Genomic DNA, 26,805 nt, shown 5'->3' with positions numbered 1-26,805 from the left:
TGTCGGGCGTGCTGCGCGAGCGGCTCAAACAGGTACCCGGCATCACCGTGACGCATGTTGGGCTGCTCGATGCGGTGGGCGGCAACAAGCAGGTAGAGTTTTCGCTGCAGGGCCCCGACCTGAAAGAGCTGGAACGCTTGACGCGCGCCATCAACGAAAAGATCCGCGGCATCCCCGGCCTGGTGGACCTGGACTCCAGCGTCAAGGCCGACAAACCAGTGATCGAAATTGACGTACGGCGCGACGCGGCTTCCGACCTGGGCCTGTCGGTGTCGCAGATCGCCGCGTCGCTGCGCACCCTGGTGGCCGGGCAGACCGTGGGCAACTGGCGCGCACCCGACGACCAGACCTATGACGTGAACGTGCGCCTGGCGCCCGATGCGCGCAACGCGCCCGAGGACCTGGAGCGCCTGCCCTTCATGAGCACTCCGGGCAGCAGCGCCGACGGCGCCGCGCACATGGTCCGGCTCAACCAAGTGGCCACCGTGAAAGAATCCACGGGGCCCAACCAGATCAACCGGCGCGACATGGCACGCGAGGTTGCGATCAATGCCAACGTCTACAACCGTTCGGCCGGCGAAGTGTCGAACGACATCAAGGCCGCGCTGCAGGATTTCAACTTCCCGCCGGGTTACCGTTACCAGTTCAGCGGCTCCACCAAAAACATGGCGGAGTCCTTCGGCTATGCCGTGTCGGCACTGGTCATGGCGATCCTGTTCATTTACATGATCCTGGCCAGCCAGTTCAAGAGCTTTTTGCAGCCCATGGCGCTGATGACCTCGCTGCCGCTGACGCTGATCGGCGTGGTGCTGGCCCTGCTGCTGTTTCGCTCCACGCTCTCGATGTTTTCCATCATCGGCGTGGTGATGCTGATGGGCCTTGTCACCAAAAACGCCATTTTGCTGGTCGACTTTGCCATTCGCATGCGGGCCGACCAGGTGGACGTGGACGGTCACCGCGTTCCGGGCATGAATCGCAGCGACGCGCTGCTGTACGCCGCCAAGGTGCGGCTGCGCCCCATCCTGATGACCACGCTGGCAATGATTTTCGGCATGGTGCCGCTGGCCTTTGCCCTGACGGAAGGCTCGGAGCAACGCGCGCCCATGGGCCAGGCCGTAATCGGCGGCGTCATCACCTCTTCGCTGCTGACCCTGGTGGTGGTGCCGGTGACCTACTGCTACCTCGATGACCTCGGCCGGTGGGTCAAGCGCAAATTCGGCCCCAAAACGCCGCCCGAAGCCCCTGCGGACATGCCCGCCGCAGGGCGTGTGTCTGCCATGGGCGACCGCTAAAATCGAAGGTTTATCTCGTGTACAGCCCCTCTTCTTCCCTTTCGCCAACCTACAGGTCCGCCATGAACTACGAACAAGCCCGATTCAACATGATTGAACAGCAAATCCGCCCCTGGGAAGTGCTGGACAACCAGGTCCTTTCCCTGCTGGCCGTGGTCAAGCGCGAAGACTTTGTACCGGCCGCCCACAAGGCCCTGGCCTTTGTCGACATGGAAATCCCGCTGGGCGTCAAACCAGGCCAGTGCATGTTGGCGCCCAAGGTCGAAGCCCGCATCCTGCAGGAGCTGGCCGTGCAAAAGCATGAAAAAGTGCTGGAAATCGGCGCGGGGTCCGGCTACATGGCCGCGCTGCTGGCGCACCGCGCGCAGCAGGTGATCACACTGGAAATCGATCCCGCGCTGGCGCAAACAGCGCGCGACAACCTGCAACGCGCCGGACTTTACAACGCCGAAGTGCGCACCGGCGACGGCGCAGCAAAAATCGCCCAGGCCGTTTCCAGCAACGACCCGCTTCGTGGCCCGTTTGACGTGATCGTGCTCAGCGGCTCGGTGGCTGAAGTGCCGGCGTCGCTGCTGTCCCTGCTCAAGGTCGGCGGCCGCCTGAGCGCCATCGTGGGCTTCGAACCCATGATGCGCGCCACACTGGTGACACGTGTGGGCGAAGACGCCTGGCGCACCACCCAGGCCTGGGACACCGTGGCGCCGCGCCTGCTGAACTTCCCCGAGCCTTCGAAATTCAGTTTCTAAACGCGCCTGCAGCGCAACCCAAAATCCCCGTACACATCCCGAGAAACCGCAGGACAGCCGACCATGATTCCCCAATTGAGCCCCGCTGACTTTGCCGATTGGCGCAACAACGCCGCAGAAGGCGCTCCTGTCCTGCCAGTTGTGCTGGACGTGCGCGAGCCCTGGGAGCTGCAGACGGCCTCGGTCAAGGCCGACGGTTTTCGCCTGGTGCACATCCCGATGCGCGAGATTCCCGACCGCCTGGCCGAACTCCGGCAAACCGAAGCCGGCACAGGCCAGCCGATCGCCTGCCTCTGCCACCACGGGATGCGCAGCCTGCAGGTGGCCAATTACCTGACGCAAAGCGGTTTCACCGAAGTCGTCAACCTGCAGGGCGGCATCGACGCCTGGTCGCAGCAGGTGGACCCTGCGGTCCCCAAATACTGAGGCTCTACTGAGCCCCCATTGACTCGTCGCCGCGCACCATTTGCCCTCTCTTTCGCTGATTCACCCATCTCTCAGGACCTTTATGACAACGCCCCACAAACCGTCGGCGCCACGCCTGTTGATGCTGCCCCTGTCGATTGCGATCGCTTCGGCGCTCATGATGGCGGGCCCGGCCGCGCAGGCCCAAAGTCTTGTCGAGTTGTACGAATCGGCCCGCGCCTACGATGCCACCTACCAGTCGGCCAAACTGCAATACGACGCCAACCTGGCCCGCGCCGACCAGGCCAAGGCCGGCATCTTGCCGACTGCGGGCATCTCGGCAGGCGCATCGCGCACCAATTTTGAAAACACCGTGCCGGTGATCGACCGCAGCTTCAACACGCAGAACGCCGCTCTCAACCTTTCGCAGCCGCTGTACCGCCCGGCCAACTGGGCCACTTACCAGCAGGCCGCCAAGCAGGTGGACCTGGCCAAGGCCCAGCTTGAAGCTTCCGACCAGGACCTCATCGTGCGCACCAGCCAGGCCTACTTCGACGTGCTGGCATCGCAAGACACGCTGGCCTTTGTGCGCGCGCAGAAAACCGCAGTGGCCGAGCAGCTGGCGTCGGCCAAGCGCAACTTTGAAGTCGGTACCTCCACGATCACCGACACCCGCGAAGCACAAGCCCGTTATGACCTGGTCATCGCCCAGGAACTCGCGGCCGAAAACGATTTACGCGTGAAGAAAATCGCGCTGGACCAGCTGGTCGGCAAAACCGAAACCCAGCCCAAGCCGCTGGCCGCACCGGTGGTCCTGCCGCCGGTGGTGCCGGCAGACATCGCCACCTGGGTCGACCAGTCGGCCGTGCTGCACCCGGCCATCCGACAGGCGCAAAGCAACGTGGAGATTGCAGAGCTCGAGGTGAACAAAGCTGAAGCCGGGCACAAGCCCACACTGGATGCGACGGCCAGCTACAACGTCACGCGCAACCCTTCGGGCACGGCGACCACCATTCCACCCTTTGCGTTTCGCACCAACACCACCACCGTCGGCGTGGTGCTCAATGTGCCGCTGTTTGCGGGCTTCGCCACCCAAAACCGCATACGCGAGACGCTCTCTTTGCGCGACAAGGCGCAAAGCGACCTGGAAGGCGCGCGGCGCACCGTGGCCCAGGCCACACGGACAGCCTATTTCGGCGTGCAGTCGGGCCAGGGACAGGTCAAGGCGCTGGAAGCGGCCGAGCTGTCCAGCCAGAGCGCGCTGGACGCCAACAAGCTGGGTTACCAGGTGGGTGTTCGCATCAACATCGACGTGCTCAATTCGCAAAGCCAGCTGTTCCAGACCAAGCGCGACCTGGCGCAGGCGCGCTACAACGTCTTGCTGGGCGACCTGAAACTGCGCCAGGCCAACGGCACCCTGACCCCTGACGACCTGCTGAAAATCAACGCGCTGCTGGCAAAATAGCCGCGAGGGGCTCAACCCCCGCCGCGAAACACTGCATACAAGGCCGCGCGCGGCCGCACACAACAACCACATGCTGATGCCCGCCGACAACGCGATTCCCCTGCCCATCGAAGCCGAGCGGGTGCACGATGCGCCGCTGCATGCGCCCAAGGGCCCCAGCTTTGAGCTGATCGAGGAAACCACCTGGGAGGCGCTTGAGCGCGAGGGCCGCCGGCCACCATTTGACAAACCCGTGCTGGTCAAGGGCGGCATTCACCACTGGCCCGCCTGGAAGAAATGGTCGTTTGACTACCTCGCCGATGTGTGCGCCGGCAAGGGTGCCGAAGTACCCGTCAAGTTCACCGACGGCCTGGTCGAGCAGGGTGTGACCAAGGGCCGCCCTTTTTTGCCGGTGGCGCCTTACCTGCGCGAGCTTGGCAAGGCGGCGCAACGCGCCCCCGACCCGATGGCCGGCCTGCTGCCAAAACCCGTGCGGGACCGCTACAAACCGGGCGAGCACTTTCACCTGAACTGGGCCCATATGCAGTCGTTCAAGCCGACGACGCTGTACCTGGCGCAGTGGGACATCCTTGAAAAATACCCCGAGCTGCGCCGTGACCTGCTCATAAAGGGCCTGTGGCCCGGCCGCATGACCTGGGAATATGTGTTCATGGGCCCGGCCAACACCGTGACCGGCCTGCACAACGATTTCCCGCACAACTGGTTTGTGCAGTTGCAGGGCGTCAAGGAGTTCATCCTGTTCTCGCCCGACCAGAGCGAGCACCTGTGCCCGGCCGCCAAATACGACTGGGGAGCCACGCTCAGCGACATCAACGTCTCGCGTCTGCCCGAACAGGTTCGCGAGCTCGCGTCGTTTGAAAAAGCCCACGGCTACCACGCACGCGTAGAGGCAGGCGACGCACTGTTCATTCCCAGGCGCACCTGGCATTCGGTGGTCTCGGCAGAGCCGTCGATCAGCCTGGGCATGTTCGGCCTCACGCCGTATGAAGTCGCCACCGGCGGGGCCTGGGCTACGTTGCGGGACTGGGCGCATCACCTGCGTTTGTACGCTTGGGGCAATTGCACCTGTCATCAGGTGCTGGACAAGCGCTAAACATCGCGTAATCAGCAGCTTGTTAATAGGGCTGTTTTCACCTCCATATCACGCCAGGCCTCAGAAAACCCTCATGCGCATCGCACACGAATCACCCGACCAGCCAGATGTCATCGCCCTCATCGCGGATCTGGACGCCTATCAAGACTCACTGTATCCCGCAGAAGCCCGATACGCACTTGATCTAGCCTCGTTGTCCCAGTCGAATGTCCTGTTTGTTGTAGCGCGTGACGCTAACAACTGTGCACTTGGATGCGGGGCCATCGTTCTGAACGACACCTGCGGAGAGGTCAAGCGCATGTACGTCCGGCCCGAAGCGCGCGGCCAAGGCGTTGCACGCGAAATCATCGCCACGCTGGAAGCAGCGGCGCACGCTGCAGGTTGTCGAGCGCTCGTGTTGGAGACAGGCCCGTATCAGCCGGAGGCCCTCGAGTTCTACGCCAGGCAAGGCTACGAACGGCGAGGTCCCTTCGGAGACTACCCTGACCACCCGCTGAGTGTTTTCATGGGCAAGTCATTGCTGTGAGTAGTCCCCACGCTTTTCACTTCGTGTAATGCTCGGCCTCCGGGAGGCGGGATCAGCCGGGGGTCTTCAGGAAACGCTCCAGAGCGCTGACCGTCTTCCCCGTAGCCCCCCGATTACGGTCGGCAAAGGCAAGGCCGGCCGCTACGGCCTGGGCGCGAGCGTCGGGTCTGTCCATCAGCTTTCTCGCAGCGCGCACGCCCTGCTCCATGTCGACTACCCGCCGGGCTGCGCCCTCTTCCACAGCTAGCTCGGCCGCTTCCGTGAAGTTGAAGGTGTGCGGGCCCATCACCACCGGGCAGCCGCAGGCGGCCGCTTCAATCAGGTTTTGCCCGCCCAGCGGTGCAAAGCTGCCGCCCAGCAGGGCGACATCGCTCATCGCGTAATACAGCGCCATTTCACCCAACGAGTCGCCCAGCCAGACATCCGCCTGCTGCGCATCGTCGCTGGCCGGACCGCCTGCGGCATCGTCCCAGCCGGAACGCCGTGACACACGCAAGCCGTACTGCTGGACCAGCGCCTCGACCTCATTGAAGCGCTGCGGGTGGCGCGGCACCAGCAGCACCTTGAAACGGCTTCCCGTTCCTTCAACGTTCTCCTGCGACTCAGCCTGCGCTTCAATTGCTACATTTTTTATAGCATCTTGTTCAATTTCTGATTGGGCTACGGCACTTATTTCTCTTAAGAACAGCTCTTCTTCGCCTTCGCGCGAGCTGGCGAACATCAACACCGGCCGGGCCAGCGTGCGGCGCCAGATCTTGCCCTTTTCCTGCTGAGCATCGTCGGCAGCGGCGTCAAATTTCAGGTTGCCGAACACACCACTCACCGCCGCCCCCGCCTGGCGAAAGCGCCGCGCGTCGTCCTCCGTCTGGGCATACACCGCAGACAGCGCGGCATAAGCCGGAAACGACAGCGGCGACATCTTCAGCGCCTGCTGCAGCGATTTGTCGGAGAGCCTGCCATTGACCAGCACCAGCGGCATGCCGAGCGCCTGGGCGCGCGCCACCGTGTTGGGCCAGATCTCGGTTTCCATCAGCAGGCCCAGCCGCGGCCTGAAGTGCGCAAAAAACCGCGTCACCGCATCCGGGCTGTCCCAGGGCTGCCACACCTGCACATCGCCCGGCTGCAGCAGCGCCACACCTTCGGTGCGCCCGGTGGCTGTGCCGTGCGTCAGCAAGACACGCAAGCCTGGGTGCCGTGCGCGCAAGGCTTTGAGGAGCATGGCCGCTGTGCGTGTTTCGCCCAGCGAAACGGCATGCAGCCAGACCAGCTCCGAGGTGGTTTCTGCGGGTTGGGTGTAGTGGCCAAACCGTTCCTGCACCGCCTGGAGGTAGCCGGGCTCCTGCCGGCCGCGGCGCGTCAGTTTGCGGCGCAGCAGCGGCTGGCCCAGCCACATGAGCAGCGAATACAGCTTCAAGGCCATCGCGCTCATGTCACCTCCCCGGCACTGGCAGGGCTGCTCACCGCCCAGCATGCCAGCCAGGCCTGCCAGACGGTTTCCACTGTGGGTGCCGGCCGTGCAAACACACCGACCTGCCGCGCGCCATGCCCGCCCATGACGGGGCCGGTGCGCCAGGCCGTGCCGAAGTTGTAGATTTGCACATGGGGCAAGTTCAGCGCCACGGCGATATGGCTGACGCCGCTGTCCACACCGATGACACCGGCGCACTGCGCCAGCGCTTCGGTGAGGGCGTCAAGCGGCAGCAGCGGCAACACCAAGACGGTGTCCGCGGCAGTTTTGGTCAGCGCCTGCGCAATCGCCTGGCTGGTGGTCAGCTCATGGGCATTGCCGTGCGCCAGCGCCACCGGGTAGCCAGCCGCGACCAGGCGCCGCCCCAGTGTGATCCAGTGGTCCAGCGGCCACTCTTTGTCGGCGCGCGAGGTGCCGTGCACCAGAACCACGCGGCCCTTCGATGTGGAATTTGCTATCTTTTCAGGAGCTGCTTGCACACGGCCCTGCTGGGCTACGGCCACTTTCAATCCAAAATCTGGCTGTGTTTGGAGGTTGTAGCCCAGCGCCCGGGCTGCGAGCTCGCGCGACCGCTGCACTGCGTGGATATGCGGCTGCATGGCAATGGCCACATCGGCCACCCAGCGGGTGGGTGCCTCATAACCCGAACCTTCGGTCTGGTTGGCCAGGGCATAACGCTTGCCGCCAGGCGCGAGGGTGGCCAGCCGCGCCACCAGCGCTGACTTGGTCAAACCCTGCAAGTCGATGACAGCGTCATAGGCTTCGCGCTGCAGTTCGCTTTTAAAAGTGCGCCACTCGTTTCGTGTCGCCGCCGTCCAGAACGACTTGCGCCAACGCCGGATCTCACACGGGATCACGCGGTGCAAACCCTTGCAGCGAACCAGCAGCGGCGCAAACGATTTTTCCACCACCCAGTCAATGCGCGCGCCCGGCAACGCGGCGTGGATGTCGTGCACCACGGGCAGCGCGTGCACCACATCGCCGAGCGAGGACAGCTTGACCAGCAGAATTTTCATCAAGCCCGGATTATCGCCCCCACGGTCGCTCACTTCGTGTAGCTCCCTGCCCCCCGAGGGGGCCGCCCGCCTGCAGTCTGGCAAAGCCAGTCCCGCGGCTCATGCTGGGTTAAGAGTTCCGGGAGTTACGGGAGGTATTTACCAGTGGGGGCCGTGGAACCGGCTTTGCCGGGCCACAGGCTCCGCCCCCTGGAAGGGGGGGACGGGCTACACGAAGTGAGCCTGGACAGGGGTTAATGTGAAGGCACGGCCAAGCTGGCGTCCGGCTTGATGCTGCGCAGCAGGGCCAGCATGTCGGTCTCTATGCGCTTGAGCGCTTCGGGCGTGTGGCCTTCAAAGCGCAGCACCAGCACAGGCGTGGTGTTGGACGCTCGAATCAAACCAAAACCGTCGGGCCAATCAACGCGCACCCCATCGATGGTCGATACCTTGGCGGGCGCCGCAAACTTCGCGGACTTGATCAGCGCTTCCACCACGGTATGCGGCTCGCCCTCTTTGCAGGCCACGTTGAGCTCGGGTGTGCTGAAGCTGGTCGGCAAGGCATTGAGCACAATACCGGCATCGGGCACGCGGCTCAAAATTTCAAGCAGGCGCGCGCCGGCGTAGGTGCCGTCGTCAAAACCGTACCAGCGCTCCTTGAAGAAGATATGGCCGCTCATCTCGCCACCCAGGGGCGAATCGACCTCCTTCATCTTGGCCTTGATCAGCGAATGGCCGGTCTTGTACATCATTGCCACACCGCCGGCGGCCTCGATCTCGGGCGCCAGGCGTTGCGAACATTTCACGTCAAACAAGATCGTACCGCCGGGCACGCGCGAGAGCACGTCGCGGGCAAACAGCATCATCTGCCGGTCGGGGTAAATGTTCTGGCCGTCTTTGGTCACGATGCCCAGCCGGTCGCCGTCGCCGTCAAACGCCAGGCCCAGTTCGGCGTCTCCGTTTTGCAGGGCCTTGATCAGGTCCTGCAGGTTCTCGGGTTTGCTCGGGTCGGGGTGATGATTCGGAAAGTTGCCGTCGACTTCGCTGAAGAGTTCGGTCACTTCGCAACCCAGTGCCCGAAAAATCGCGGGCGCCGACGCCCCCGCGATGCCGTTGCCGGAATCAATCACAATTTTGAGCGGACGTTCGAGTTTGATGCCGGACACGATGCGGTCGCGATAAGCCGTTTCCACGTCGACCTGGCGAATAGTGCCCGCCTGCGACGGCAACACCCATGTCTCGCCTTCGATCACGCGGCGCAGCGCCTGTATTTCCTCGCCATAAATGGCCCGGCCCGCCAGCACCATCTTGAAGCCGTTGTAGTCCTTGGGGTTGTGGCTGCCAGTGACCTGAATGCCCGAATTGCTGAGGGTGTTGGCAGCGAAATACAACATGGGCGTGGTCACCATGCCCACGTCGATCACCTCAATGCCGGTGGCGGCCAGGCCGCGCATCAGCGCCGCGCTGAGCGACGGCCCGCTGAGGCGCCCATCGCGTCCCACTGCCACTGCTTTCTCGCCCTCGGCCAGGGCCGCCATGCCAAAAGCCTTGCCCAGTGCTTCGGCCATTTCCTCATGAATGGTGGACGGCACCACACCGCGAATGTCGTAGGCCTTGAAGATGGACGGGTTGATTTGCATCGGCGAGATCCTTCAATTTGATTGAATTGGATTGTAGGGGGCGGCCCTTTCGGTGACTGTAGGTCGCCATCGTTTCCGGGGGGCCCGTTCAGACTATGGAAAGCTGCGGAAAAGTGGTATCTAACCAGTCTCTAACGGGGGAAATACTGAATCGCCTGGAAAGGAATTTTGGGAGATTTGAGGGGCAAAGGGACATGTCCGAAAACGGCTAGTCAGAAGTCCCCTGCGGCGTATCATTTCTCCCATGGACCGCGAAATCACCCCTCTTGCAGACAACGACTGCTACCTCGCCCTGAAGGCGCGGGACGCCCGGTTTGACGGCAGTTTTTTCACCGGCGTGACCTCCACCGGCATCTATTGCCGGCCGGTGTGCAGCGTAAAAACACCCAAGCGCGAAAACTGCCGTTTCTTTCACCATGCGGCTCAAGCCGAGAATGCGGGCTTTCGCCCCTGCCTGCGCTGCCGGCCCGAGCTTGCCCCGCATTCGGTGGTCTGGTCCATCCAGGACGCTTCTTACATCCTGGCGCACCAGGCCGCCCGCCTGCTGGACGAACCCGAAGTCTGGGCCGAAGATATGGCCCCCACGCTCGGCACTGACGTGTCCTCGCTGCCCCCCGAGGGGGCGCGTTTTGCCTTGGGGCGGCCCGGCGGCAAAACCAGGGGGTGGCCTGAGCCCACCGTTGCAAAGCTCGCCGCCAAGCTGGGCGTGAGCGACCGCCATGTGCGGCGGATTTTCGAGGCGCAGTTCGGCGTCTCGCCCATGCAGTATTTGCAAACGCACAGGCTGCATACCGCCAAGCAGTTGCTGGCCGACACCAACCTGCCGATCACGCAGATTGCACTCATCAGCGGTTTTGCCAGCGTGCGGCGCTTTAACGCCGCCTTTGTAGAACACTACAAGCTCAATCCCACGCAACTGCGGCGCCAGGGCCCGGCCCGCGTCGGCGAAGTGGGCGAAGGCGTCACGGTGCGGCTGGGCTACCGCCCGCCGTATGACGTGCAGGCCATGCTGGCCTTCTTCACCAAGCGCTGCATCAGTGCGATTGAATTCGTCACGCCAGACGCCGTGCAGCCCGCACTGGGCCGCACTTTCAGCATTGAGGCAGGCGGCAAGCTGCATGCCGGCTGGCTGCTGGCAAGCTTTGACGAGAGCCGTTCGCAGCTGGTGCTGCGCGTGAGCGATTCGCTGCGCGAAGTACTGCCGCTGGTGATACGCCGCGTGCGCGCCACCTTTGACCTGGACGCCGACCCGGCCACCATCAACAGCGTGTTGCACGCGAGCTTTCCGGAAGGCGACGGCCTGCGTGTGCCGGGCGCGCTGGACGGTTACGAGCTGGCCGTACGCGCCGTGCTGGGCCAGCAGATCACCGTGGCCGCGGCCCGCACGCTGGCGCAGCGCATGGTGGACCGCTTTGGCGAGACGGTGGAAACACCCTGGCCGCAGTTGACGCGCCTCTTCCCCGCGCCGGCCGTGTTGGCTGCCGCCGGCGGTGACGCGCTTGGACAACTGGGCATCGTCAGGCAACGCCAGGCCGCCATCCTGGGAATTGCGCAGGCGGTGGCGGAAAAGCGCTTGCAACTGCACAGCGGCGCCGACGTCAACACGACGGTGGCCGCGCTGAAGGAGCTGCCCGGCATTGGCGACTGGACGGCGCAATACATTGCGATGCGGGCATTGCGCTGGCCCGACGCATTTCCAGCCGGTGACGTGGCGCTGCACAAGGCGCTCGGCGTGCAGGGAGCCAAAAATCCGGCCAAAGAGGCCGAGCTGGCCTCGAACCGCTGGAAGCCGTGGCGCAGCTACGCCGTGATCCGCGCCTGGAGCGGCACGCTGGAGCGCCCCGCCTGACGCCAGGAGCTAAGGATTTATGCATTTACGGAATGAATACGACACCCCGATTTCATTGGACGGCATGCCGCCTTCCCGCCACCATCGGCAACGAATGATCAGGGGCAGCATTTTCTTAAAAACAGACAGCAAAGAGATGACCTTCCTTTGCCACTAAATTGATAGCTGCTTGCGCACATTAGTAAAGGGCTGCAGGCATAAAAGATCTGAAAACCATGATCCCCCAATCATTCAAAGGTGAAACAAATGAAATTTGACCGCTCCATCGTTCAGACCACTTTTCAAAGCCCTCTGGGCAAAATGATCATTGCCGCGACCGACAAAGGCCTGGCCGGCACCTGGTTCGCCGGGCAGCGCCATCTGCCGCCGCAACTCGTCGAGCCTTGTGTGTGGCCCGCCGCGCCTGACCACCCGGTGCTCAAGCTGGCCATTGCGCAACTCACCGAGTACTTCGCCGGCACGCGCACCGCGTTTGACTTGCCGCTGGACCTGGGCTACGGCACCGCATTCCAGCAGTCGGTGTGGCAGGCGCTGCTGGCCATACCGCAGGGCGGCACCACCAGCTATGGCGCGCTCAGCAGCCGCATCGGCAAGCCCGCCGCGGTGCGCGCGGTGGGCGCGGCGGTAGGGCGCAACCCGGTCAGCGTCATCGTGCCCTGCCATCGCGTGCTGGGATCGGATGGTTCCCTCACCGGTTATGCGGGCGGCCTCGACAAGAAAACCGCGCTGCTCAAGCTGGAGGGCGCACTCATGAAGGAAGCCTTGATATGAGCTCATCCACCACCGGGTTGGCACCCGCAGCCAGCGCGGCCGCGCCTAAAAGCTGGCTGACCGACTTTGTGCTGCTGGGTGCCATCTGGGGCTCGTCGTTTCTCTTCATGCGCATCAGCACGGTGGAGTTTGGCCCTTTGCCCACCGCTGCCTTGCGTGTGGGCATCGCGGCGCTGTTTTTGCTCCCCATCGTCTGGCTGCGCGGCCTGCTGCCTGACCTGAAAAAACACTGGAAGCGCATCTTCTTCATCGGTGTGTTGAATTCGGGCATTCCATTTGCTTGCTTTTCGTTTGCGCTGCTGTCCATCACCACCGGTTTGTCGGCCATCCTCAACGCCACGGTGCCGATGTTCGGCGCGCTGGTGGCCTGGCTGTGGCTTAAAGACAAACCCAATGCCTCGCGCATCCTCGGCCTCGTCGTGGGTTTTGCCGGCGTGGCCATGCTGGCCTGGGACAAGGCCACCTTCATGCCTGATGCCTCGGGCGTTGCGCCGGGCTGGGCCGTGTTGGCCTGTCTGTTTGCCTGCGTCTGCTACGGCATATCGGCCAGCTACACCAAGCGCTACCTCTCGGGCATGCCGCCACTGGTCACTGCGGCGGGCAGCCAGATCGGTGCGACGCTGGGTCTGGCCTTGCCGGCCGCCTGGCTGTGGCCGGCGCAGATGCCGGGCACGCACGCCTGGCTGGCGCTGCTGGCTGTTGGCGTGGTGTGCACCGGTCTGGCCTACATCCTGTTTTTTCGCCTGATTGAAAATGCCGGCCCGCCGCGGGCGCTTTCCGTCACCTTTCTGGTTCCGGTGTTTGCGGTGCTCTACGGCGTGCTGTTTCTGGGTGAAAGCGTGACAGCCTGGATGGTGGTGTGCGCCGTGGTGATTGTGTGCGGCACGACCCTGTCCACCGGCTTGCTCAAGCTAGGCCGAAAGCCCTGAGCCCCTGCCCGCCATGACCTCCGCGCGCAAAATCAAATTGAAACTGAAGGCGCCCAAGCCGCGCAACCCCCTGGTCGCGCCTGCGACGCAGCGCAAGGCGGGCTCCCACCGCAAGTCGGAGGCGAGCCTGCGCAAAAAAGAAAACATGGCACTGAAGAAGCAACTGCTTCGGATATAAAAAAGCACCGTACTGGGCGTTACGGCCCAATAACGTAGCACGCGTCGTCACTGCAGCACGCCCGCCACCACGTTGATGCTCAGCGCGAGAATCAGCATGTTGAAACCGAACGACAGCACGCTGTGCACCAGCGTGAGCCGGCGCATTTCGCGCGAGGTGACCTGTACGTCGGACACCTGTGAGGTCATGCCCACCACGTGGGCGTAGTACAAAAAGTCGAAGTAGTCCGGGTCCAGCCCGCCAGGAAACTGCAGGCCTGGGCCGTCGGGTTCCTTGCGCTTTTCCTCGTAGTAATAGCGATGGGCATAGCGGAACGCGTAAATCGTCTGCATGAACAGCCAGGAAGCACCCAGTGCCGCAACGGACAGCATGATGTGCAGCGCACGCTCCATGCCCGACAAGCCGCGCGACTGCTGCATCATGACCGTGATGGCGGCGACGCAGGCCAGGATGGCCAGCAGCATCAGCAAAAACAGCACCACGCTGGGCTCGTCCTGCGCCTGGGCGCGTTCGCGCGTGCGCTTGGCGTCAAACCGCACACACAACCACCAGGCCAGCAGCAGGTAAACGCCGATGCCGACACACCAACCCAGCAGACCGCGAAACTGCCAATCCAGGGGCAAAGGCAAGGCCGCGGTGATGACGCCGGCCGCCAAACCCAGCCCCAGCCGCTGCGGACCCGTGGTTTCGGAAACATGTTTGCGCATGGGGCCATTGTGCCGCTTGCGGCCAAGGCAAGGCTACGCGACGACGCCGTCGACGATGACGTGGGGGCTGCCCCTGGAACAGCGTTCGATCCGGGCGTCTATGCGGTACACCTCACGCAGCATGTCCACCGTGATGACCTCGCCCGACCGGCCGCAACCGCGCAAGGTGCCGTCGGCAATGACCAGGGTCTGGTCAGAAAACCGCAGGGCCTGGTTGAGGTCGTGCATCGCGATAAAAACAATCAGGCCGCGCTGGCGGGCCAGCGTACGCATGAAGTCAAGCACCTGCACCTGCCGGTGCAGGTCCAGGGCGCTGGTCGGTTCGTCCATGAGCAGAACTTCAGGCTCCCGGGCCAGTGTCTGCGCAATCGACACGAGCTGGCGCTGGCCCCCGCTGAGCTCACTCAGGTAGCGAAACGCAATGCCGGCAATGCCGAGTGAGGCCATGATGCCGTCAATCAGCGCGAGGTCCGTATCGTGAACGACCCAGGACGACGACCGCTGCTTGTGCGCCAGCAACACTGACTCATACACGGTGAGGCGCGCGCTCGCAGTGGAGTCCTGCGGCATGTAGCAAATGCCGTCATGCCCTTTTTGCGACCCTTCGAGAACGACGGCGCCGGCTCCCTTGACAAGGCCCGCCACCCGCTTGAACAGCGTGGACTTGCCCGCCGCGTTGGGTCCGACCACGGCCACCACCTCGCCACCCTGAAAAACGGGCGTCGTGATGTCCGAAACAATGTGGCGCGCGCCATACCCGGCGCTGACGCCTTCCAGCCTTAATGTCACCATGCGCTTTTCTTGCTGCCGAGAATGAGTGAAATGAAGAAGGGCACGCCGATCAGCGAGGTCACCACGCCGATGGGAAAGATCGCGCCCGGAATCAGGGTCTTGCTCACGACCGAACTGAGGGACAGAACCAGCGCGCCGGTCAGCATCGACGCCGGCAGAAAAAACCGCTGGTCTTCGCCGATCAGCATGCGCGCAATGTGCGGCCCGACCAGGCCGATGAACCCAATGGTTCCCACAAAGGCAACAGGAAAGGCGGCGAGCAAACTCACCAGGACGAGCGTTTGAAACCGCAGACGCGGCACATTGACGCCGAAGCTCGCGGCCTTGTCGTCTCCCAGGCGCAGGGCGGTGAGCGCCCAGGCACGCCGCATGAAGAGGGGCAGCGTGATGACGATGACGAGGCAGGTGATGCCCAGTTTGGGCCAGGTCGCCTTGGTGAGGCTTCCCATGGTCCAGAACACCACGGCGGCCACCGCCTGCTCGGACGCAAAGTACTGCACCAGCGCCAGCAAGGCGTTGAACGTGAACACCAGGGCGATGCCCAGCAACACGATGGTTTCAGCCGTCACGCCGCGCCGCATGCTGAGCAAATGGATCAGGAAGGCGCACAGCATGGCCATGACAAACGCATTGAGCGGCACCACATATTCCGCCATGATGGGCAGCACCCGCACGCCAAACGCCAGTCCGAGCGCTGCCCCAAAACTTGCAGCCGCCGAAATGCCCAGTGTGAACGGACTAGCCAGGGAGTTGTTGAGGATGGTTTGCATCTGCGCCCCCGCAAGCGACAAGGCGGCCCCTACTGCCAGCGCCATCAGGGCGATGGGCAGGCGGATGTCCCAGATCACCACACGCGCCTGCAAAGGCGAATCAGCCGGTGAAAACAAGGCGCGCACCACCTCTTCAATCGTGTAACGCGCAGGCCCGAGCGCGAGGTCCAGCAACAGACTAAGCAACAGCAAAACGCAAAGCCCCGCCAGCACCACACGCCTGCGCCGTACCAGCGCCCGGTAGGTCTCGCGCTGGCCCGCCTGCGGCAGCGACGCGGTGCTCATGGGCGCGCCTCCGTGCCGGCACGCAGGCTTACAAAATAGCCCGGGCGGTATTCAACGGGCAAAAATCGCTCGTGCAATTCCCGAAAGGTAGCGTCCGCGTCGAGGTCTGGAAAAAGCTCGGGATGAAACCATTTCGCGAGCTGCTGGATGGCGACGAATTCGTAGGGGCTGTTGTAGAACTGGTGCCAGATCGCATGAAAGGCCTGGTCCCGGCTGGCCGAAATGCCGGTGTAAGCCGCGCGCAGCGGATAGGCTTGCAGCTTGCGCCTGGCCTCTTCGAGGTCCGCACCCGGGCCCACACCGACCCACTTTCCACCAGGTGCATAGGCTTCCCAATTCGCGCTGGTGACCACCACGTGCGCGGGGTTGGCCGCCACCACCTGTTCGGGGTTCAATTGCCCGAAGGTGCCTGGGATGATGGCCTTGGCCACGTTGTTGCCTCCCGCCATTTCCACAAACTTGCCGAAGTTCTCGTTGCCGAAACTCAGGCAGCAATCCTCGCTGTAGCCCCCAATGCGTTCGATGAACACCTGGGGCCGTGGCGGCTGCCGTGCCTCGATGACCTCGGTGACGCGGCGGATTTGCCGCGCACGAAAAGCGATGAACTCTTCGGCCCGCTGCTCTTTGCCGAACAGCTTGCCAAAAAGCCGCATGGTCGGCTCGGTGTTCTCGACAGGATGGTGGCGAAAGTCGATATACACCACGGGAATACCGAGCGCGCCGAGCTTTTCAATGTAACGCGCATCTTCGGTGGCACGCTGCGCTTCGATGTTCAGGAAAATGACATCCGGCTTTTGCGAAATGGCCTGCTCGATGTCGAACGTGCCCTCCTCGAAACCGCCGAACGTGGGAATGCGCGCGATTTGGGGGAATTTACGAAGGTAGGCCGCGTACGTGTCCGGGTCGGCCTGGATCAGGTCTTTGCGCCAGCCCACGAGGCGCTGCAAGGGGTTGTCGGTGTCGAGCGCCGCCACCAGATAAAGTTGCCGCCCTTCTCCCAGAATGACCCGCTGGACCGGCACCCGCACCTGAACCTGGCGTCCGAGGAGATCGGTGACCGTGACGGTGCCCGCCGGTGCAGCCGCGGCAACGCCTTGCGCTGGCGGCTTGCCGGCAAAAAAGAACCAGGCCGCTGCCAGGCCGCCGATCACCAGAAAAATGGCGAGCCCGCCGGCCCACCGTCGTTGAATTATCATCGTGTTGAACTCTTGTAAAAATGAACGGAAAGAATGCGGCGGTGAACTCTACGGCTCACCCGCTGCTACCGTGGCAGGCGTGGCCGCAACAGGGCTTCTGCGCAGGATCGCGACAATCAGCAGCAAGGCCAGCACATACGAAACTGCCACGTAAAAGTAGGTGTACTGCAAGCGCAGTCCGAGGCTCAGCCAGCCGCCGATGGCGATACCGGCAATCGAAGAAAACTGCGCTGTGCTTTGCGCGATGCCGAGGATGTAGCCCTGTCGCTGGCTGCCGGCCGCTTTGGACACGAGCGCCATCAGCACGGGTGTCGTGGCACCCAGCAACAGGCCCCAGGCAAAGTGAATGGCGATGAACAGCTTGATGTCTCGCGTCAGGCCGGCGATGACGGTGAGTACCGCGCAGCCGGCGGCAATACAGGCAATTTTGTGGAGGGACGTGGCCACCGTTTTTTGTTCAAAGTACCTGGCCCACAAGGAAGCGGACACCACAAACCCCAGCGCAAGCAGGCCGTAGCACAGCCCCACCACCCAATTGCTGGCCTCAAAAACCGACCGCACATACAGAGCGAAAGGTGTTTGCGTGAGCATGCGGCTGACCAGCAACATGCCGGTAATGCCGAGCAGGCCCAGGATGGGCGCCGACCGCCAGGTCGGCACCGAGCCTACGGCGGCCACAGGCGGATTCGAAGCCTCCACGGTGGTGCGTTGCGGTGCCGGCCTGTCCGGAAGCATCAGAAGCACCGCGACCGCGCACACCGCGCAGAGCACCGATGCGGCGGTATTGATCCAGAAGAAACTCGCATGATCAAGGATCAGGCCGCCGGCCACCGCCCCGCCCAGGGACCCCACGTTGGTTGATACCTGCAGGTAGGCAAACAGGCGCGCCCGGCGTTGCGCCGATTCGATGCTGACGCTATAGGCCTGCGCCGGTGCGATGTAACCTGCGCAAGCGCCTTGCAAAAAACGCAAAACCAGAATGGTCCAGATATCGGTGGAAAAGGCCAGTGCCAGCTGGGTCAGTGCCAGTCCCAGCAAGGCCCTGACCATCATGAGCTTGTGGCCAAAGCGGTCACCGATGCGCCCCCAGAACGCACTCGTCAGCACAATGCCCAGCATGGGGCCGACGTAGACGGCAATGCCGGCAAAGCTCAGCCATTGACCGGAGGCACCCAGCGTCTGCAAATGAAGCGGCCAGAAAGGCCCGCTCATTTCCATCGCGCCCATGGACACCAGCTGGATCACAAAAAGCGTGTGGATCAAATAAGCGCTGCGTCCAGGAACGAAAGCCTCCTTCATCACCACTCAGCTCCCGTCCTTTGCGAGCGGGTTGGGCAAATGGTGTTGCAAACGGTAGTCGGAATACCGCAGCAGGTGCATTCGAAGCACCGACCGCGTCGGCCATGGGTGTTCGAGAAACTCGGTCCGCTCGGTCTGCCAGAGTTCGGGTGAAACGCGGTCGGCCAAAGCGTCGAATGTCGCTTGCGTTTCCTCACGCAGGATGTCCCAGAGGCGCGAGGGGCCAAGCCCGTATTCGGAGGTCAGCATCAGGGCGATTTCGTGAAGATGGCACACAAAACATGCGTCAAGAACAAAGGTGCGGACTGGTTCTATGTCGTCAGAAAAAACCGTTGGGAGAATACCCGGGTAAACATAGGGCTTGAGTTCGTATCCGCGCCCCGAAAGCAACGGTGCGTAGGTCCGGCCGTCGCCGAAGTCACGTATCAACAGGCTCCTGGGCGAACCGTCCGCAGCAAACAGCACCGAGGTGTTTTGCTGATGCGCCTCAAGCCCGATTCCGTATAGCAGATAGATACCGATCACGGGGCGTGTGACGACGCGTGCGTACTGCCGGAAGTAAGCCTCCACCGTCGAGGCCGCAGGTTTGGCGCCATTGCGCTCAATGAGCTCGGTGAGAAGCGGTCTGCCGCTAACAGGCGAGGAAGTGAACAAGGCGGCCACAGTGATGGGTAGCAGCCCGTCCGACCGCTCAAAGGCCTCTTTGCCTGACCGATAAGCCACTGACAGGTGGCGGCCCGGCCTGTCTTCCTGCTTCACGGCATGCCGGTAATGAAACGCGACCTCCTCGGGAAAGATCGACAGTGTTTGGTCAAACCCGTTTTCTTCGGCCAGTATCTTCTGGATGACGGTGCTGATGCGCGGTCCCATGTGAATCGATTTGGCCTGCAGGCTGCGCTGTTCGCTGGTCAGCCACAGGGCAACTGGCAGCTTGATGAAGGGCGCGGGCAGGCGCGGCATCATGGTGCGAAATGACATCGTCGGGAGGGTTTCGATGTCGGGCCCGTCCGTGATCAACACCCCCTCGGCAATCTCGGCGGCGTATTCTTTTTTTACATAGTGCTCAAGATGCCAGGGATGAAGAGGCAGAGGCAGCCAGTCGGCCTCGTTCATTGCCCTGGCATTGAGCTGTGCCTTCCAGCTGGCCCACACGCCCGGGAAGTTGGCGGCAAACCAGTCATGGTAAGAAAGCACATGCGGCATGCGTTCCATGTAGGCCATGTCCTTGCGCAATGCGGCGATGCGGACCATGACCCTGGCATCGAACTCGGGCGACAGCAAGGCCACCTCCTCAGCACTAAGGTCTGGCTTGGACTTCCAGGTGGGATAAAACGGATGGCCTTCAAGTGATCCCCATTGGTCCAGAAGGGCAGCCGCATCGCGGGTGCTGGCGTGGCAGTGCAGATAATCGACCAGCCCGCCAGCGCCGGTCGAGTCAATCAGCTGCTTCAGGCGCTTGTTCCACCCCTGCCGATGGGTGCGTGCCAGTGCATCGTTCTGAATGCTGTTGGCCATGTCGGCTTTCAAGCCCTCCACACCGTCATCGCCGGGTGAAAAATCAAAGCAACTCCGCAACAGACCGATCAGTTGGTCCGGCGTTTCGACCGCTGTCCTGGTGCCGCCGGAACCCATCACGGTGATGGTGCCGCGATTGATGAAGGTATCTGCGGGGGCTGCCCACAGGTTCTCAAAAAATACCAGCGCATGTTTATCCCACAAAGGAAACCAGGCCGAGTGGCCCTCTGGCGCGAAGACCAGCAAATTTTTGTCCAATATCTTTTCGGCAAACAGGCACCGGACCACCCGGCGCAAGGCGTTGGTCCTGGAAAATGCCGTCTCGGCACTTTCGCGCGCAGGGTCGGTTGCGAGCCTGGCAGGTGAAACAGCGGGGTGGTGGTTTATAAGATTTCGCATCGGTATCGGTCCGGGTATATGGGTATCAGGCGGGCCAGCGCTCGGGAAAATAATCCAGCGCGGAGCCGCGCAACCCGTTCATATAAGAAACATTCCAGTGGAATATTTCGGCGATGTGCGGCACCGGCACCTTCAGGCGCCCCGCCATGGCAACAAGCAGTGACAGGCCGTACGCCACGTCTTCGTGAAATGCACGGCTTTGCGTGTCAATGGTGTAACCAGCACCGCCCGGCGCGGGCACAAGCGGTGCTTCGATCGCGTCATAGGCCTGGTTGGTGCGCAGCACAGAGAGCATGGAAGCCGGGTCACGTATCTGGTCGCCGTAGGCTTCGATGATTTCCTGCTTCAAGGGTTTGACTGACGACAGGGTGAGCTCCAGGCGCTGTTCGATGGCCTTGCACAACGCTTGACTCTCCTCGTCGCTACGCTCCAGAAAATAGGCGCCCAGCTCGGTGCAATCGGTCCACCAGCAAACCGGAGCGTCGAAAGTCTTGTCATGCCATTGCCCATAGGGGCCGACGAGTCCGTACACCACGGAGCTGTGCATGATCGGGTTTCCCGGGGTCAGCGTGATTTCCAGGTAGTGGCTCAGCAACTCGACGGGAGCTGTGTAGATCCGACCCAGGTGCGCCCGCAACTCATCACGCGCGGCGTCGCTTTCGCGCGCATGCGTTCCGATATAAAGCGTGCTTTTGGGCCCGCCCATTCGGACCGACACGCCCGGTTTAAGGTCGTAGGCCGTGTGGGGAACGTCCTTCATGCCCCAGATCACCGCGTTGGGCTGGCCCTGCAGCGCTTTTTCGGCCAACCAGTCAAAGCCACAAAAACCAGGAATGGCGCCCACGTAGACGGGCCCGGTTGATCGCAGGTGCGGCGCGATTTCGCGCAGTAGGCCTGGTCTGGCGTGCGCCGGCACCGTGATGAGGACGACATCCGCATCGGCGACGACGTCGGCCGGATCTTCCGACACCGCATCGAGGTGTGCCGACAGGAGACTCTGGTCGGGCAGTATCGCGGTGAGCATCTGTCCCTCGCGATGGCGGGCAATCACCTCCCTGCGACGCGTCAGCAGCGAGACCTTGACGCCGGCCATCTGCTTGAACAGCACGGCGTTGAGGTGACCGGTCCGGCCGCCCCCGCAGATGGCCACATGAAGAGGCCGCTGGGTCGCGTCGTCGCCTCCAGCTGCAATGCCTGTCGTCATGCGATGCTCAGCCGCGGTATGGCCTTGGGTGCGTCCTCCGCGTTTTCCTGGGCCAGCCATCCGTCGAGCTGCGCCCAGACCTGCGGATCCAGCAGATCGCGCTCTTTGAGCCATGCTTCGCTGAACACCGTGTGGAGGTACTTCTCTCCGCCATCGGCCACGACCGCAACAACGTTGCCCTTGATCTGGTCGCTGTGAATCAGCTCCAGCGCCTTGTAGATGACGCCACCGGTGGAGCCCCCCACCAGCAGCCCGGTATGGCGGGCAATATAGCGGGCAGTTTCGAAGGCCTGCGAATCGGTGACCTGCACGCCAAGGTCGATGCAACTGTAATCGAGCACAAGTCCTACGGTGTCACCCTGCGGGGTACCCGTTCCGGACTGGTAATAAGGACGGCCGGGATGACCGAAGATGATGGATCCTGCAGGCTCGACCGCGATGGTTTTGGTGTGCGGATTGTGAAGCTTCAACCCGCTTGCAATGCCGGTCATCGAGCCGCCCGTTCCGACGCAACCGACGTAGGCACCCACCGGCCCTTCGACCTGCTCGACGACCTCGCGCACAAAATCGAAGTAGCCACCCGCGTTCGCGACGTTGTCGGACTGGTTCATGAACACGGCGTTGGGAATCTGGCTGGCCAGCTCCGCTGCCAGGCGCTGACGTTCGACAACAGCGACTTCGTCTTCCTTGTAGTTGCCGTCGACATAGCGGATTTCTGCGCCGAGTGCGCGCATCACGGCGATCTTGTCAGGGGCCGCGTGGTGGTCCACCACCGCAATAAACCGCAAACCGAACTCTATGGTGGCGATGGCCAGTCCGATGCCGGTGTTGCCCGAGGAAGACTCCACAACCACCCCGCCGGGCTTGAGGCGCCCGGACTTGAGCGCCGCCACCACCATGTTGCGGGCCATTCGGTCCTTGATGCTGCCGCCCGGATTGTTCTTCTCGATTTTGAGTAGCAGCCTGGAATTTTTCCTGGCGATCGGAAATCCGAGAATCGGCGTGTTGCCGATGAGGTCAGTCACTTTGTTCAATATCATCCAGTTGCTCCCTTGGGTCATCAGGTGAAACATCGAATCCGCCGGCCGCATTGCAATGCACGGCGACCCGGCGGGGCATGGGGTGACGGTGAAACTCGTTCTCCAGCAAATCCATCTGGTAGCCGCCCGTGTTGCCGTAGACCAGCAGGTCTCCGGCGCGAGGGATTCGGTTGAAGCTGATCAACCGATTGGTGAGAACGTCGTCATCCAGGCAGCTATGCCCGGCAATATAGGCACGGAAGAATGAAGGCGGGTTGGCGGTTTCATCAACGGCCGCTGCGGCTGATACAGGAACCAGGATGGGGTCCTGCAGAAATTCGGAGGTGAACCAGGTTTCGCAGGCGCTGAAGCTGCTGCCTTCGACAAATATCACGTGCCCATCCGCCAGCGGCTTGACGCGGGTCACTCTGAAAACAGAAATGGCCGCCTGGTCCGCGAGGCTGCGCCCCGGCTCGATGGCGAGCGTGAGGTCTTCCGCCTTGAGGTACCCGGCGATCGACAGGCCGCCGCGACTGGGTGCTTCGAGGAAGCGGTCCAGCCATTGGCAGGCATCAAGCCTGCCGCCGTAGGGATAAAACGCGTCAGGAACCCGCGCGTTGCGGTAATGGCTGCTGTTTTGCGCGTGCAGGAACGCCTCATAGTCGTCGCTGTCCACGTACTGGATCGGCATGCCTCCACCAATATCGATGATCTGCGGCTTGAGCCCGAGTGCGCGCGCCGCCTCCACATGCGGGATGAGCTCGCGCAGTGCCTGCGCGCGGGTTTCATGCGCATAGCCACCGAGGTGGAAGTGGAAGCCTTCAAAGGCCAGCCGGGCACCGTCCTGTGAGAGCTGCCGCAAGCAATGCAACAACTCATCCGGCCCCATGCCAAACCGGCTGGCGCGCGACAGGGCGGGCCGATAGCGAAGAAGAACTCTTGCTTTCTGCGAGTGCTCGCTTTCGCGAAGGCACGCTCTCAGGCCCTGCAATTCTTCGGCAGAATCGATGGAGATCAAGGCATTGCCGGCAACCAGTTCGGCGTGAAACGCCCGGGTCTTTGCGGGACCCGTAGCGCACAGATTCCGGGGATCCGCGCCGGCGCTGACGGCATCCCGCCATTCGTGAATGCTGGAGACATCGACGCCTGCACCCGCGCCGACGGCAGCGCAAACAAGCGCCTGCGATTTGTTGACTTTCGCGCCATAGAAAATCAGATGGCGCAAACCATGCGCGTTCAGTACCGCCCGGAATGCCTCGACGTTGCGTGTGAGGTTGTCCGGCCACACCAGGTGCAGCGGGGAGCCGTATTGCGCCACCATCTCCGCAAGAAACGCCGGCTTCTCTTCAATCAGACGGGCAATCGTTGCCTCAAGGACCGGTTTGAGTGGCTGAGCCAGCCGCTCTGGCACATGCGTGCGATGCGCAACGCCGGCTTGGGCGAACAGTAGCTTGCTTTGCACAGTCAGCCTCGCTGTTTGACTTGGTCAGGCAATCAGAAATCCACCGCGGCGGAGACCAGCAGCGTGCGCGGTGCGCCCTGAACAAAGGCGCCGTAAGAAGCGACACCCGACCAGTAGGCCTTGTTGAACGCGTTTTGCAGGCTGGCGCGGAAAACAGTCTGCTTTCCGGCGACCTTGGTGGTGTAGCGCGCACCCAGGTCAAAGCGCGTCCAGGCCGGAAGCTCTTGCGTATTGGCCTGGTTGACGTTCTGCTCACCGGTGTAGAACGCGCTCGCCGTCAGCGTGAGCCCGCCGATCCAGGAGGTGTCCCACTCCGCGCCCACGTTGGCCTGCACCGAAGGCACCCCAACCGGCGTCTTGCCCAAGGTGGCGGCGTTGTTGGTCTGGCTCAACTTGGCGTCCATCAGCGTGACACCGCCGAGCAACCTCAGGCTTGGCGAAGCTTGACCAAACACATTGAACTCCAGGCCACGGTTGCGTTGCTCGGCATCCACTGCGAAGACGTTTCCGGTCAGCTGGCCACTGGGCTTTTCGATCTGAAACAGGCTTGCCGTGGTGACCAGCGAGCCATGGTCGAACTTCACGCCCACCTCGGTTTGTTTGGATTTATAGGGCGCAAAAATCTCTCCGGCGTTGGAAGCCGTGAGCGGCGCCACATCACCTTTGCTCAGGCCTTCGATGTAGTTGGCGTAGAGCGAAACGTTTTTCCAGGGCTTGACGACCAGGCCCAGCAAGGGAGTGACTGCGCTCTTGTCATAGGACGATGTGAGCGCGCTGGTGACCGGATCGAAGTTGTCTGATTTGACCCGTTGCTGGCGCGCGCCGATGGTGAGCAACACACGCTCGTCCAGCATCGAGAGGGTATCGGTCAACGCCGCACCGCTTAACGTCGTTTCGGAAATCTTCGAAACCTGGGTTGGTGCGGCGACAGATTGCTCGGCACGCGCAATCGGCGAGTAGATATTGGAAAGCACCGCTACGCCGTTGGTGGAGCCGCGGTTCAGTCGGTCCTGGTAAGTGCTGACCTGGAATGTCACCGCATGCTGGACGGCTGCCGTATTGAAGCGGGCGCGCAAGCCAGTGTCGGCCGTTACCCGGTCGATGTCGAACTTGAAGTAGGCTGGCACCGTAGTGGTGTCGCCTGCGGCATTAAGAATGGTGGGCGTGCCGAAGAGGCGTGCTGCCGTCGTGTGTGCGCCGCCAACGTTCGCGAACAGCGAAACCTTGTCGTTGAGCTCGTACTCTGCGCGAAGCAGGGCCGACTGGTCTTCAACCTTGGACCACTCCCATGACTGCGTGACGTTGCGCTTGCCATCAGGCGCCGTGGGCACCACCCCTGCGGTAGGCACCAGGAACGGCCGCGACGGTGCGTCAAAACGCTCGACCTGGCTGATGAGATCGAGCGAAGCGGAAAGGCGTTCGCCTTGAAAATCAAGCGAAGCCGCACCCACGGTGGCTTTTCGCGCCTGCCGATCCACCGCAGTGTCACCCTGTTGATGGCCGGCATTGACGCGCAAACCGAGCTGGCGATCCACGCCAAAGCGGCGACTCACATCAAGATGGCCACCGGCCTGAGAGCCGGAGGCGTAGTCGGCCGTGAAACGGGTCAGGTCTGTTTTGAGCGCCCGCTTCGGCACCACGTTGACGACGCCTCCGATGCCGCTGTTGGGAGACATGCCATACAGCAGGGCTGCCGGCCCCTTGACGACCTCGACGCGCTCTATGTAGTCCGTGAAAAGCCGGTAGTTGGGCGCAACACCATACTGCCCGTCAAATGCGATCTCACCCAGGTTACCCTCGCCGATCGGAAAGCCTCGAATAAAGAATGCATCCAGCAGACCGCCAGCCTGACCTGTTGAGCGTATGGACGAATCAGACGCCAGCACATCCGCGACCGTGGCCGCCTGCCGGTCCTGGATCATTTGTGCGGTATAGCTGCTGACACTGAACGGCGTTTTCATGGTGTCGGTATTGCCCAGCACGCCGAGCCGCGCGCCGCGCGCCACTTGACCACCGGCATAAGGCGTGGGGAGCCCCGATGTCCGCTCCCCGCTCACCGTGACCTCGGAAAGCGTCCCGGCGCCTTCGGCCTTCACATTTTCAGCAGGCGCCGCCGTGACTGCGGGCGCCTGTGCATGCGCCTCGCCAAGGACGCTGATCCCGATAAGTCCCATCACCGTCATGACCCTGACCGAGGCCAACGGATACACAAGACGGGTTGGCGGTGTCCGCAGAAAGCGGCAGGCAAAACTGGGAAGACGGGGGGAATACCCGATGAGCATGATGCGCATGTCCTTTTTTTTGTTCGAGATAAAGAAAAGAGAAAAAGAGAGGAAGACAGAAAACGGAGTGGCTCAAAAACCAATCGTCGCATCTTAATTCAAATGAGAATGATTTGCACTACCATTTTTAATTAATGGAATTTTTGTTACTTCTCATGGCATCCCGAGATGGCGCTAAAACAGGACACCATGCACGCTGATTACTGGCGCGGTTGCACGGGCGACTGGACTTTACGAAGGAACTGGATCGGCTGCGTCACATGACGCCGGAACGGCAGCCACTACAACGCGCTAAACGTGAGAGACAAGCCGCATGGATGCCACAACAGGCCGTGCGGAAGACGGCCTACGCGCGCGCTAGCGATCAAGGTCGCCAAGCCAAGCGAACGCACGGATTCGAAGCAAAAACAGAGCGCGGAAAATGAAAAAGGGTTAGCAGATCGTTATCTGCTAACCCTCATCAATTTTGGCGGAGTGGACGGGACTCGAACCCGCGACCCCCGGCGTGACAGGCCGGT

At 62.4% G+C, this 26,805-nt stretch carries 23 protein-coding genes; 10 read left to right on the top strand and 13 right to left on the bottom strand.

Annotated features, from left to right (window positions below):
* From ABI546_RS17090 to ABI546_RS17065, 6 genes are all read left to right on the top strand, one after another.
* Positions 1-1,292: efflux RND transporter permease subunit (locus ABI546_RS17090; protein WP_348048419.1), on the top strand; the 1,292-nt coding region annotated here is incomplete at its 5' end.
* Positions 1,293-1,354: 62 nt separating this feature from the next.
* On the top strand, positions 1,355-2,038 hold the full coding sequence (locus ABI546_RS17085; RefSeq protein ID WP_348048417.1) for a protein-L-isoaspartate O-methyltransferase: 684 nt from the start codon (positions 1,355-1,357) through the stop codon (positions 2,036-2,038).
* Between the two features lie 63 nt (positions 2,039-2,101).
* Positions 2,102-2,464, top strand: coding sequence for a rhodanese-like domain-containing protein (locus ABI546_RS17080; RefSeq protein WP_348048415.1), 363 nt, complete (start codon positions 2,102-2,104; stop codon positions 2,462-2,464).
* 82 nt (positions 2,465-2,546) lie between these two features.
* A complete protein-coding gene (locus ABI546_RS17075) occupies positions 2,547-3,908 on the top strand; it encodes a TolC family outer membrane protein (protein ID WP_348048413.1) in 1,362 nt (453 codons plus the stop codon).
* A 70-nt stretch (positions 3,909-3,978) separates the two neighbouring features.
* Positions 3,979-5,001, top strand: coding sequence for a cupin-like domain-containing protein (locus ABI546_RS17070; protein ID WP_348048411.1), 1,023 nt, complete (start codon positions 3,979-3,981; stop codon positions 4,999-5,001).
* 73 nt (positions 5,002-5,074) lie between these two features.
* Positions 5,075-5,527 carry a GNAT family N-acetyltransferase gene (locus ABI546_RS17065; RefSeq protein ID WP_348048409.1) on the top strand — a complete coding sequence of 151 codons (453 nt, stop codon included), beginning with the start codon at positions 5,075-5,077 and terminating at the stop codon, positions 5,525-5,527.
* Between the two features lie 52 nt (positions 5,528-5,579).
* On the opposite strand, the gene ABI546_RS17060 is transcribed toward ABI546_RS17065, so the two are convergent.
* From ABI546_RS17060 to ABI546_RS17050, 3 genes are all read right to left on the bottom strand, one after another.
* Positions 5,580-6,956 (bottom strand): 3-deoxy-D-manno-octulosonic acid transferase, encoded by a 1,377-nt coding sequence (locus ABI546_RS17060; protein WP_348048407.1) that lies wholly within the window; start codon positions 6,954-6,956, stop codon positions 5,580-5,582.
* Positions 6,953-8,011: a lipopolysaccharide heptosyltransferase I gene (gene waaC, locus ABI546_RS17055; protein WP_348048405.1), complete on the bottom strand. Its 1,059-nt coding sequence runs from the start codon at positions 8,009-8,011 to the stop codon at positions 6,953-6,955. The genes ABI546_RS17060 and waaC overlap by 4 nt, the downstream gene beginning before the upstream one ends.
* 233 nt (positions 8,012-8,244) lie before the next feature.
* Positions 8,245-9,630 carry a phosphomannomutase/phosphoglucomutase gene (locus ABI546_RS17050; RefSeq protein WP_348048403.1) on the bottom strand — a complete coding sequence of 462 codons (1,386 nt, stop codon included), beginning with the start codon at positions 9,628-9,630 and terminating at the stop codon, positions 8,245-8,247.
* Between the two features lie 244 nt (positions 9,631-9,874).
* Between ABI546_RS17050 and ABI546_RS17045 the strand changes: the two genes are divergently transcribed.
* The 4 genes from ABI546_RS17045 (at position 9,875) to ABI546_RS17030 (ending at position 13,357) form a co-directional block, all read left to right on the top strand.
* Entirely contained in the window at positions 9,875-11,479 is a 1,605-nt protein-coding gene (locus ABI546_RS17045) for an AlkA N-terminal domain-containing protein (RefSeq protein ID WP_348048401.1), read from the top strand.
* 246 nt (positions 11,480-11,725) lie between these two features.
* Positions 11,726-12,250: a methylated-DNA--[protein]-cysteine S-methyltransferase gene (locus ABI546_RS17040; RefSeq protein WP_348048400.1), complete on the top strand. Its 525-nt coding sequence runs from the start codon at positions 11,726-11,728 to the stop codon at positions 12,248-12,250.
* Complete coding sequence (locus tag ABI546_RS17035; RefSeq protein WP_348048398.1) at positions 12,247-13,179, top strand: DMT family transporter; 933 nt, start codon at positions 12,247-12,249, stop codon at positions 13,177-13,179. Before ABI546_RS17040 ends, ABI546_RS17035 begins: the two co-directional genes overlap by 4 nt.
* Before the next feature lie 13 nt (positions 13,180-13,192).
* Positions 13,193-13,357, top strand: a complete 165-nt coding sequence (locus ABI546_RS17030) for a hypothetical protein (protein WP_348048396.1) — start codon at positions 13,193-13,195, stop codon at positions 13,355-13,357.
* A gap of 47 nt (positions 13,358-13,404) precedes the next feature.
* Here ABI546_RS17030 and ABI546_RS17025 read toward each other — a convergent pair whose 3' ends face one another.
* The 10 genes from ABI546_RS17025 to ABI546_RS16980 are packed head-to-tail and all read right to left on the bottom strand — an operon-like array spanning position 13,405 to position 26,296.
* Positions 13,405-14,064 (bottom strand): DUF1345 domain-containing protein, encoded by a 660-nt coding sequence (locus ABI546_RS17025; protein WP_348048394.1) that lies wholly within the window; start codon positions 14,062-14,064, stop codon positions 13,405-13,407.
* A gap of 33 nt (positions 14,065-14,097) precedes the next feature.
* On the bottom strand, positions 14,098-14,856 hold the full coding sequence (locus ABI546_RS17020; RefSeq protein WP_348048392.1) for an ABC transporter ATP-binding protein: 759 nt from the start codon (positions 14,854-14,856) through the stop codon (positions 14,098-14,100).
* Positions 14,850-15,911, bottom strand: coding sequence for an iron ABC transporter permease (locus ABI546_RS17015; protein WP_348048390.1), 1,062 nt, complete (start codon positions 15,909-15,911; stop codon positions 14,850-14,852). The genes ABI546_RS17020 and ABI546_RS17015 overlap by 7 nt, the downstream gene beginning before the upstream one ends.
* Positions 15,908-17,107 carry an ABC transporter substrate-binding protein gene (locus ABI546_RS17010; RefSeq protein ID WP_348048388.1) on the bottom strand — a complete coding sequence of 400 codons (1,200 nt, stop codon included), beginning with the start codon at positions 17,105-17,107 and terminating at the stop codon, positions 15,908-15,910. The genes ABI546_RS17015 and ABI546_RS17010 overlap by 4 nt, the downstream gene beginning before the upstream one ends.
* Positions 17,108-17,155: 48 nt before the next feature.
* On the bottom strand, positions 17,156-18,370 hold the full coding sequence (locus ABI546_RS17005) for an MFS transporter (RefSeq protein ID WP_348048387.1): 1,215 nt from the start codon (positions 18,368-18,370) through the stop codon (positions 17,156-17,158).
* A gap of 42 nt (positions 18,371-18,412) precedes the next feature.
* A complete protein-coding gene (locus tag ABI546_RS17000; RefSeq protein ID WP_348048386.1) occupies positions 18,413-20,320 on the bottom strand; it encodes an IucA/IucC family protein in 1,908 nt (635 codons plus the stop codon).
* A gap of 25 nt (positions 20,321-20,345) precedes the next feature.
* A complete protein-coding gene (locus ABI546_RS16995; protein WP_348048385.1) occupies positions 20,346-21,524 on the bottom strand; it encodes an NAD/NADP octopine/nopaline dehydrogenase family protein in 1,179 nt (392 codons plus the stop codon).
* Positions 21,521-22,564, bottom strand: a complete 1,044-nt coding sequence (locus ABI546_RS16990) for a cysteine synthase family protein (RefSeq protein WP_348048383.1) — start codon at positions 22,562-22,564, stop codon at positions 21,521-21,523. Before ABI546_RS16990 ends, ABI546_RS16995 begins: the two co-directional genes overlap by 4 nt.
* On the bottom strand, positions 22,542-24,005 hold the full coding sequence (locus ABI546_RS16985) for a Y4yA family PLP-dependent enzyme (protein WP_348048381.1): 1,464 nt from the start codon (positions 24,003-24,005) through the stop codon (positions 22,542-22,544). The genes ABI546_RS16990 and ABI546_RS16985 overlap by 23 nt, the downstream gene beginning before the upstream one ends.
* A 32-nt stretch (positions 24,006-24,037) precedes the next feature.
* On the bottom strand, positions 24,038-26,296 hold the full coding sequence (locus ABI546_RS16980; RefSeq protein ID WP_348048379.1) for a TonB-dependent siderophore receptor: 2,259 nt from the start codon (positions 26,294-26,296) through the stop codon (positions 24,038-24,040).
* Between the last annotated feature and the right edge of the window lie 509 nt (positions 26,297-26,805).

Origin of the sequence: Polaromonas sp., assembly GCF_039932935.1 — a bacterium.
In the GTDB taxonomy this organism is placed as follows: Bacteria; Pseudomonadota; Gammaproteobacteria; order Burkholderiales; family Burkholderiaceae_C; genus Polaromonas.
This window is presented reverse-complemented; position numbering and strand designations above follow the sequence as displayed.

Coding starts and splice junctions, on each gene's coding strand:
- ABI546_RS17085 (WP_348048417.1), top strand. CDS start 1,355: ATGAACTACGAACAAGCCCGATTCAACATGATTGAACAGCAAATCCGC.
- ABI546_RS17080 (WP_348048415.1), top strand. CDS start 2,102: ATGATTCCCCAATTGAGCCCCGCTGACTTTGCCGATTGGCGCAACAAC.
- ABI546_RS17075 (WP_348048413.1), top strand. CDS start 2,547: ATGACAACGCCCCACAAACCGTCGGCGCCACGCCTGTTGATGCTGCCC.
- ABI546_RS17070 (WP_348048411.1), top strand. CDS start 3,979: ATGCTGATGCCCGCCGACAACGCGATTCCCCTGCCCATCGAAGCCGAG.
- ABI546_RS17065 (WP_348048409.1), top strand. CDS start 5,075: ATGCGCATCGCACACGAATCACCCGACCAGCCAGATGTCATCGCCCTC.
- ABI546_RS17060 (WP_348048407.1), bottom strand. CDS start 6,956: ATGAGCGCGATGGCCTTGAAGCTGTATTCGCTGCTCATGTGGCTGGGC.
- waaC (WP_348048405.1), bottom strand. CDS start 8,011: ATGAAAATTCTGCTGGTCAAGCTGTCCTCGCTCGGCGATGTGGTGCAC.
- ABI546_RS17050 (WP_348048403.1), bottom strand. CDS start 9,630: ATGCAAATCAACCCGTCCATCTTCAAGGCCTACGACATTCGCGGTGTG.
- ABI546_RS17045 (WP_348048401.1), top strand. CDS start 9,875: ATGGACCGCGAAATCACCCCTCTTGCAGACAACGACTGCTACCTCGCC.
- ABI546_RS17040 (WP_348048400.1), top strand. CDS start 11,726: ATGAAATTTGACCGCTCCATCGTTCAGACCACTTTTCAAAGCCCTCTG.
- ABI546_RS17035 (WP_348048398.1), top strand. CDS start 12,247: ATGAGCTCATCCACCACCGGGTTGGCACCCGCAGCCAGCGCGGCCGCG.
- ABI546_RS17030 (WP_348048396.1), top strand. CDS start 13,193: ATGACCTCCGCGCGCAAAATCAAATTGAAACTGAAGGCGCCCAAGCCG.
- ABI546_RS17025 (WP_348048394.1), bottom strand. CDS start 14,064: ATGCGCAAACATGTTTCCGAAACCACGGGTCCGCAGCGGCTGGGGCTG.
- ABI546_RS17020 (WP_348048392.1), bottom strand. CDS start 14,856: ATGGTGACATTAAGGCTGGAAGGCGTCAGCGCCGGGTATGGCGCGCGC.
- ABI546_RS17015 (WP_348048390.1), bottom strand. CDS start 15,911: ATGAGCACCGCGTCGCTGCCGCAGGCGGGCCAGCGCGAGACCTACCGG.
- ABI546_RS17010 (WP_348048388.1), bottom strand. CDS start 17,107: ATGATAATTCAACGACGGTGGGCCGGCGGGCTCGCCATTTTTCTGGTG.
- ABI546_RS17000 (WP_348048386.1), bottom strand. CDS start 20,320: ATGCGAAATCTTATAAACCACCACCCCGCTGTTTCACCTGCCAGGCTC.
- ABI546_RS16995 (WP_348048385.1), bottom strand. CDS start 21,524: ATGACGACAGGCATTGCAGCTGGAGGCGACGACGCGACCCAGCGGCCT.
- ABI546_RS16990 (WP_348048383.1), bottom strand. CDS start 22,564: ATGATATTGAACAAAGTGACTGACCTCATCGGCAACACGCCGATTCTC.
- ABI546_RS16980 (WP_348048379.1), bottom strand. CDS start 26,296: ATGCGCATCATGCTCATCGGGTATTCCCCCCGTCTTCCCAGTTTTGCC.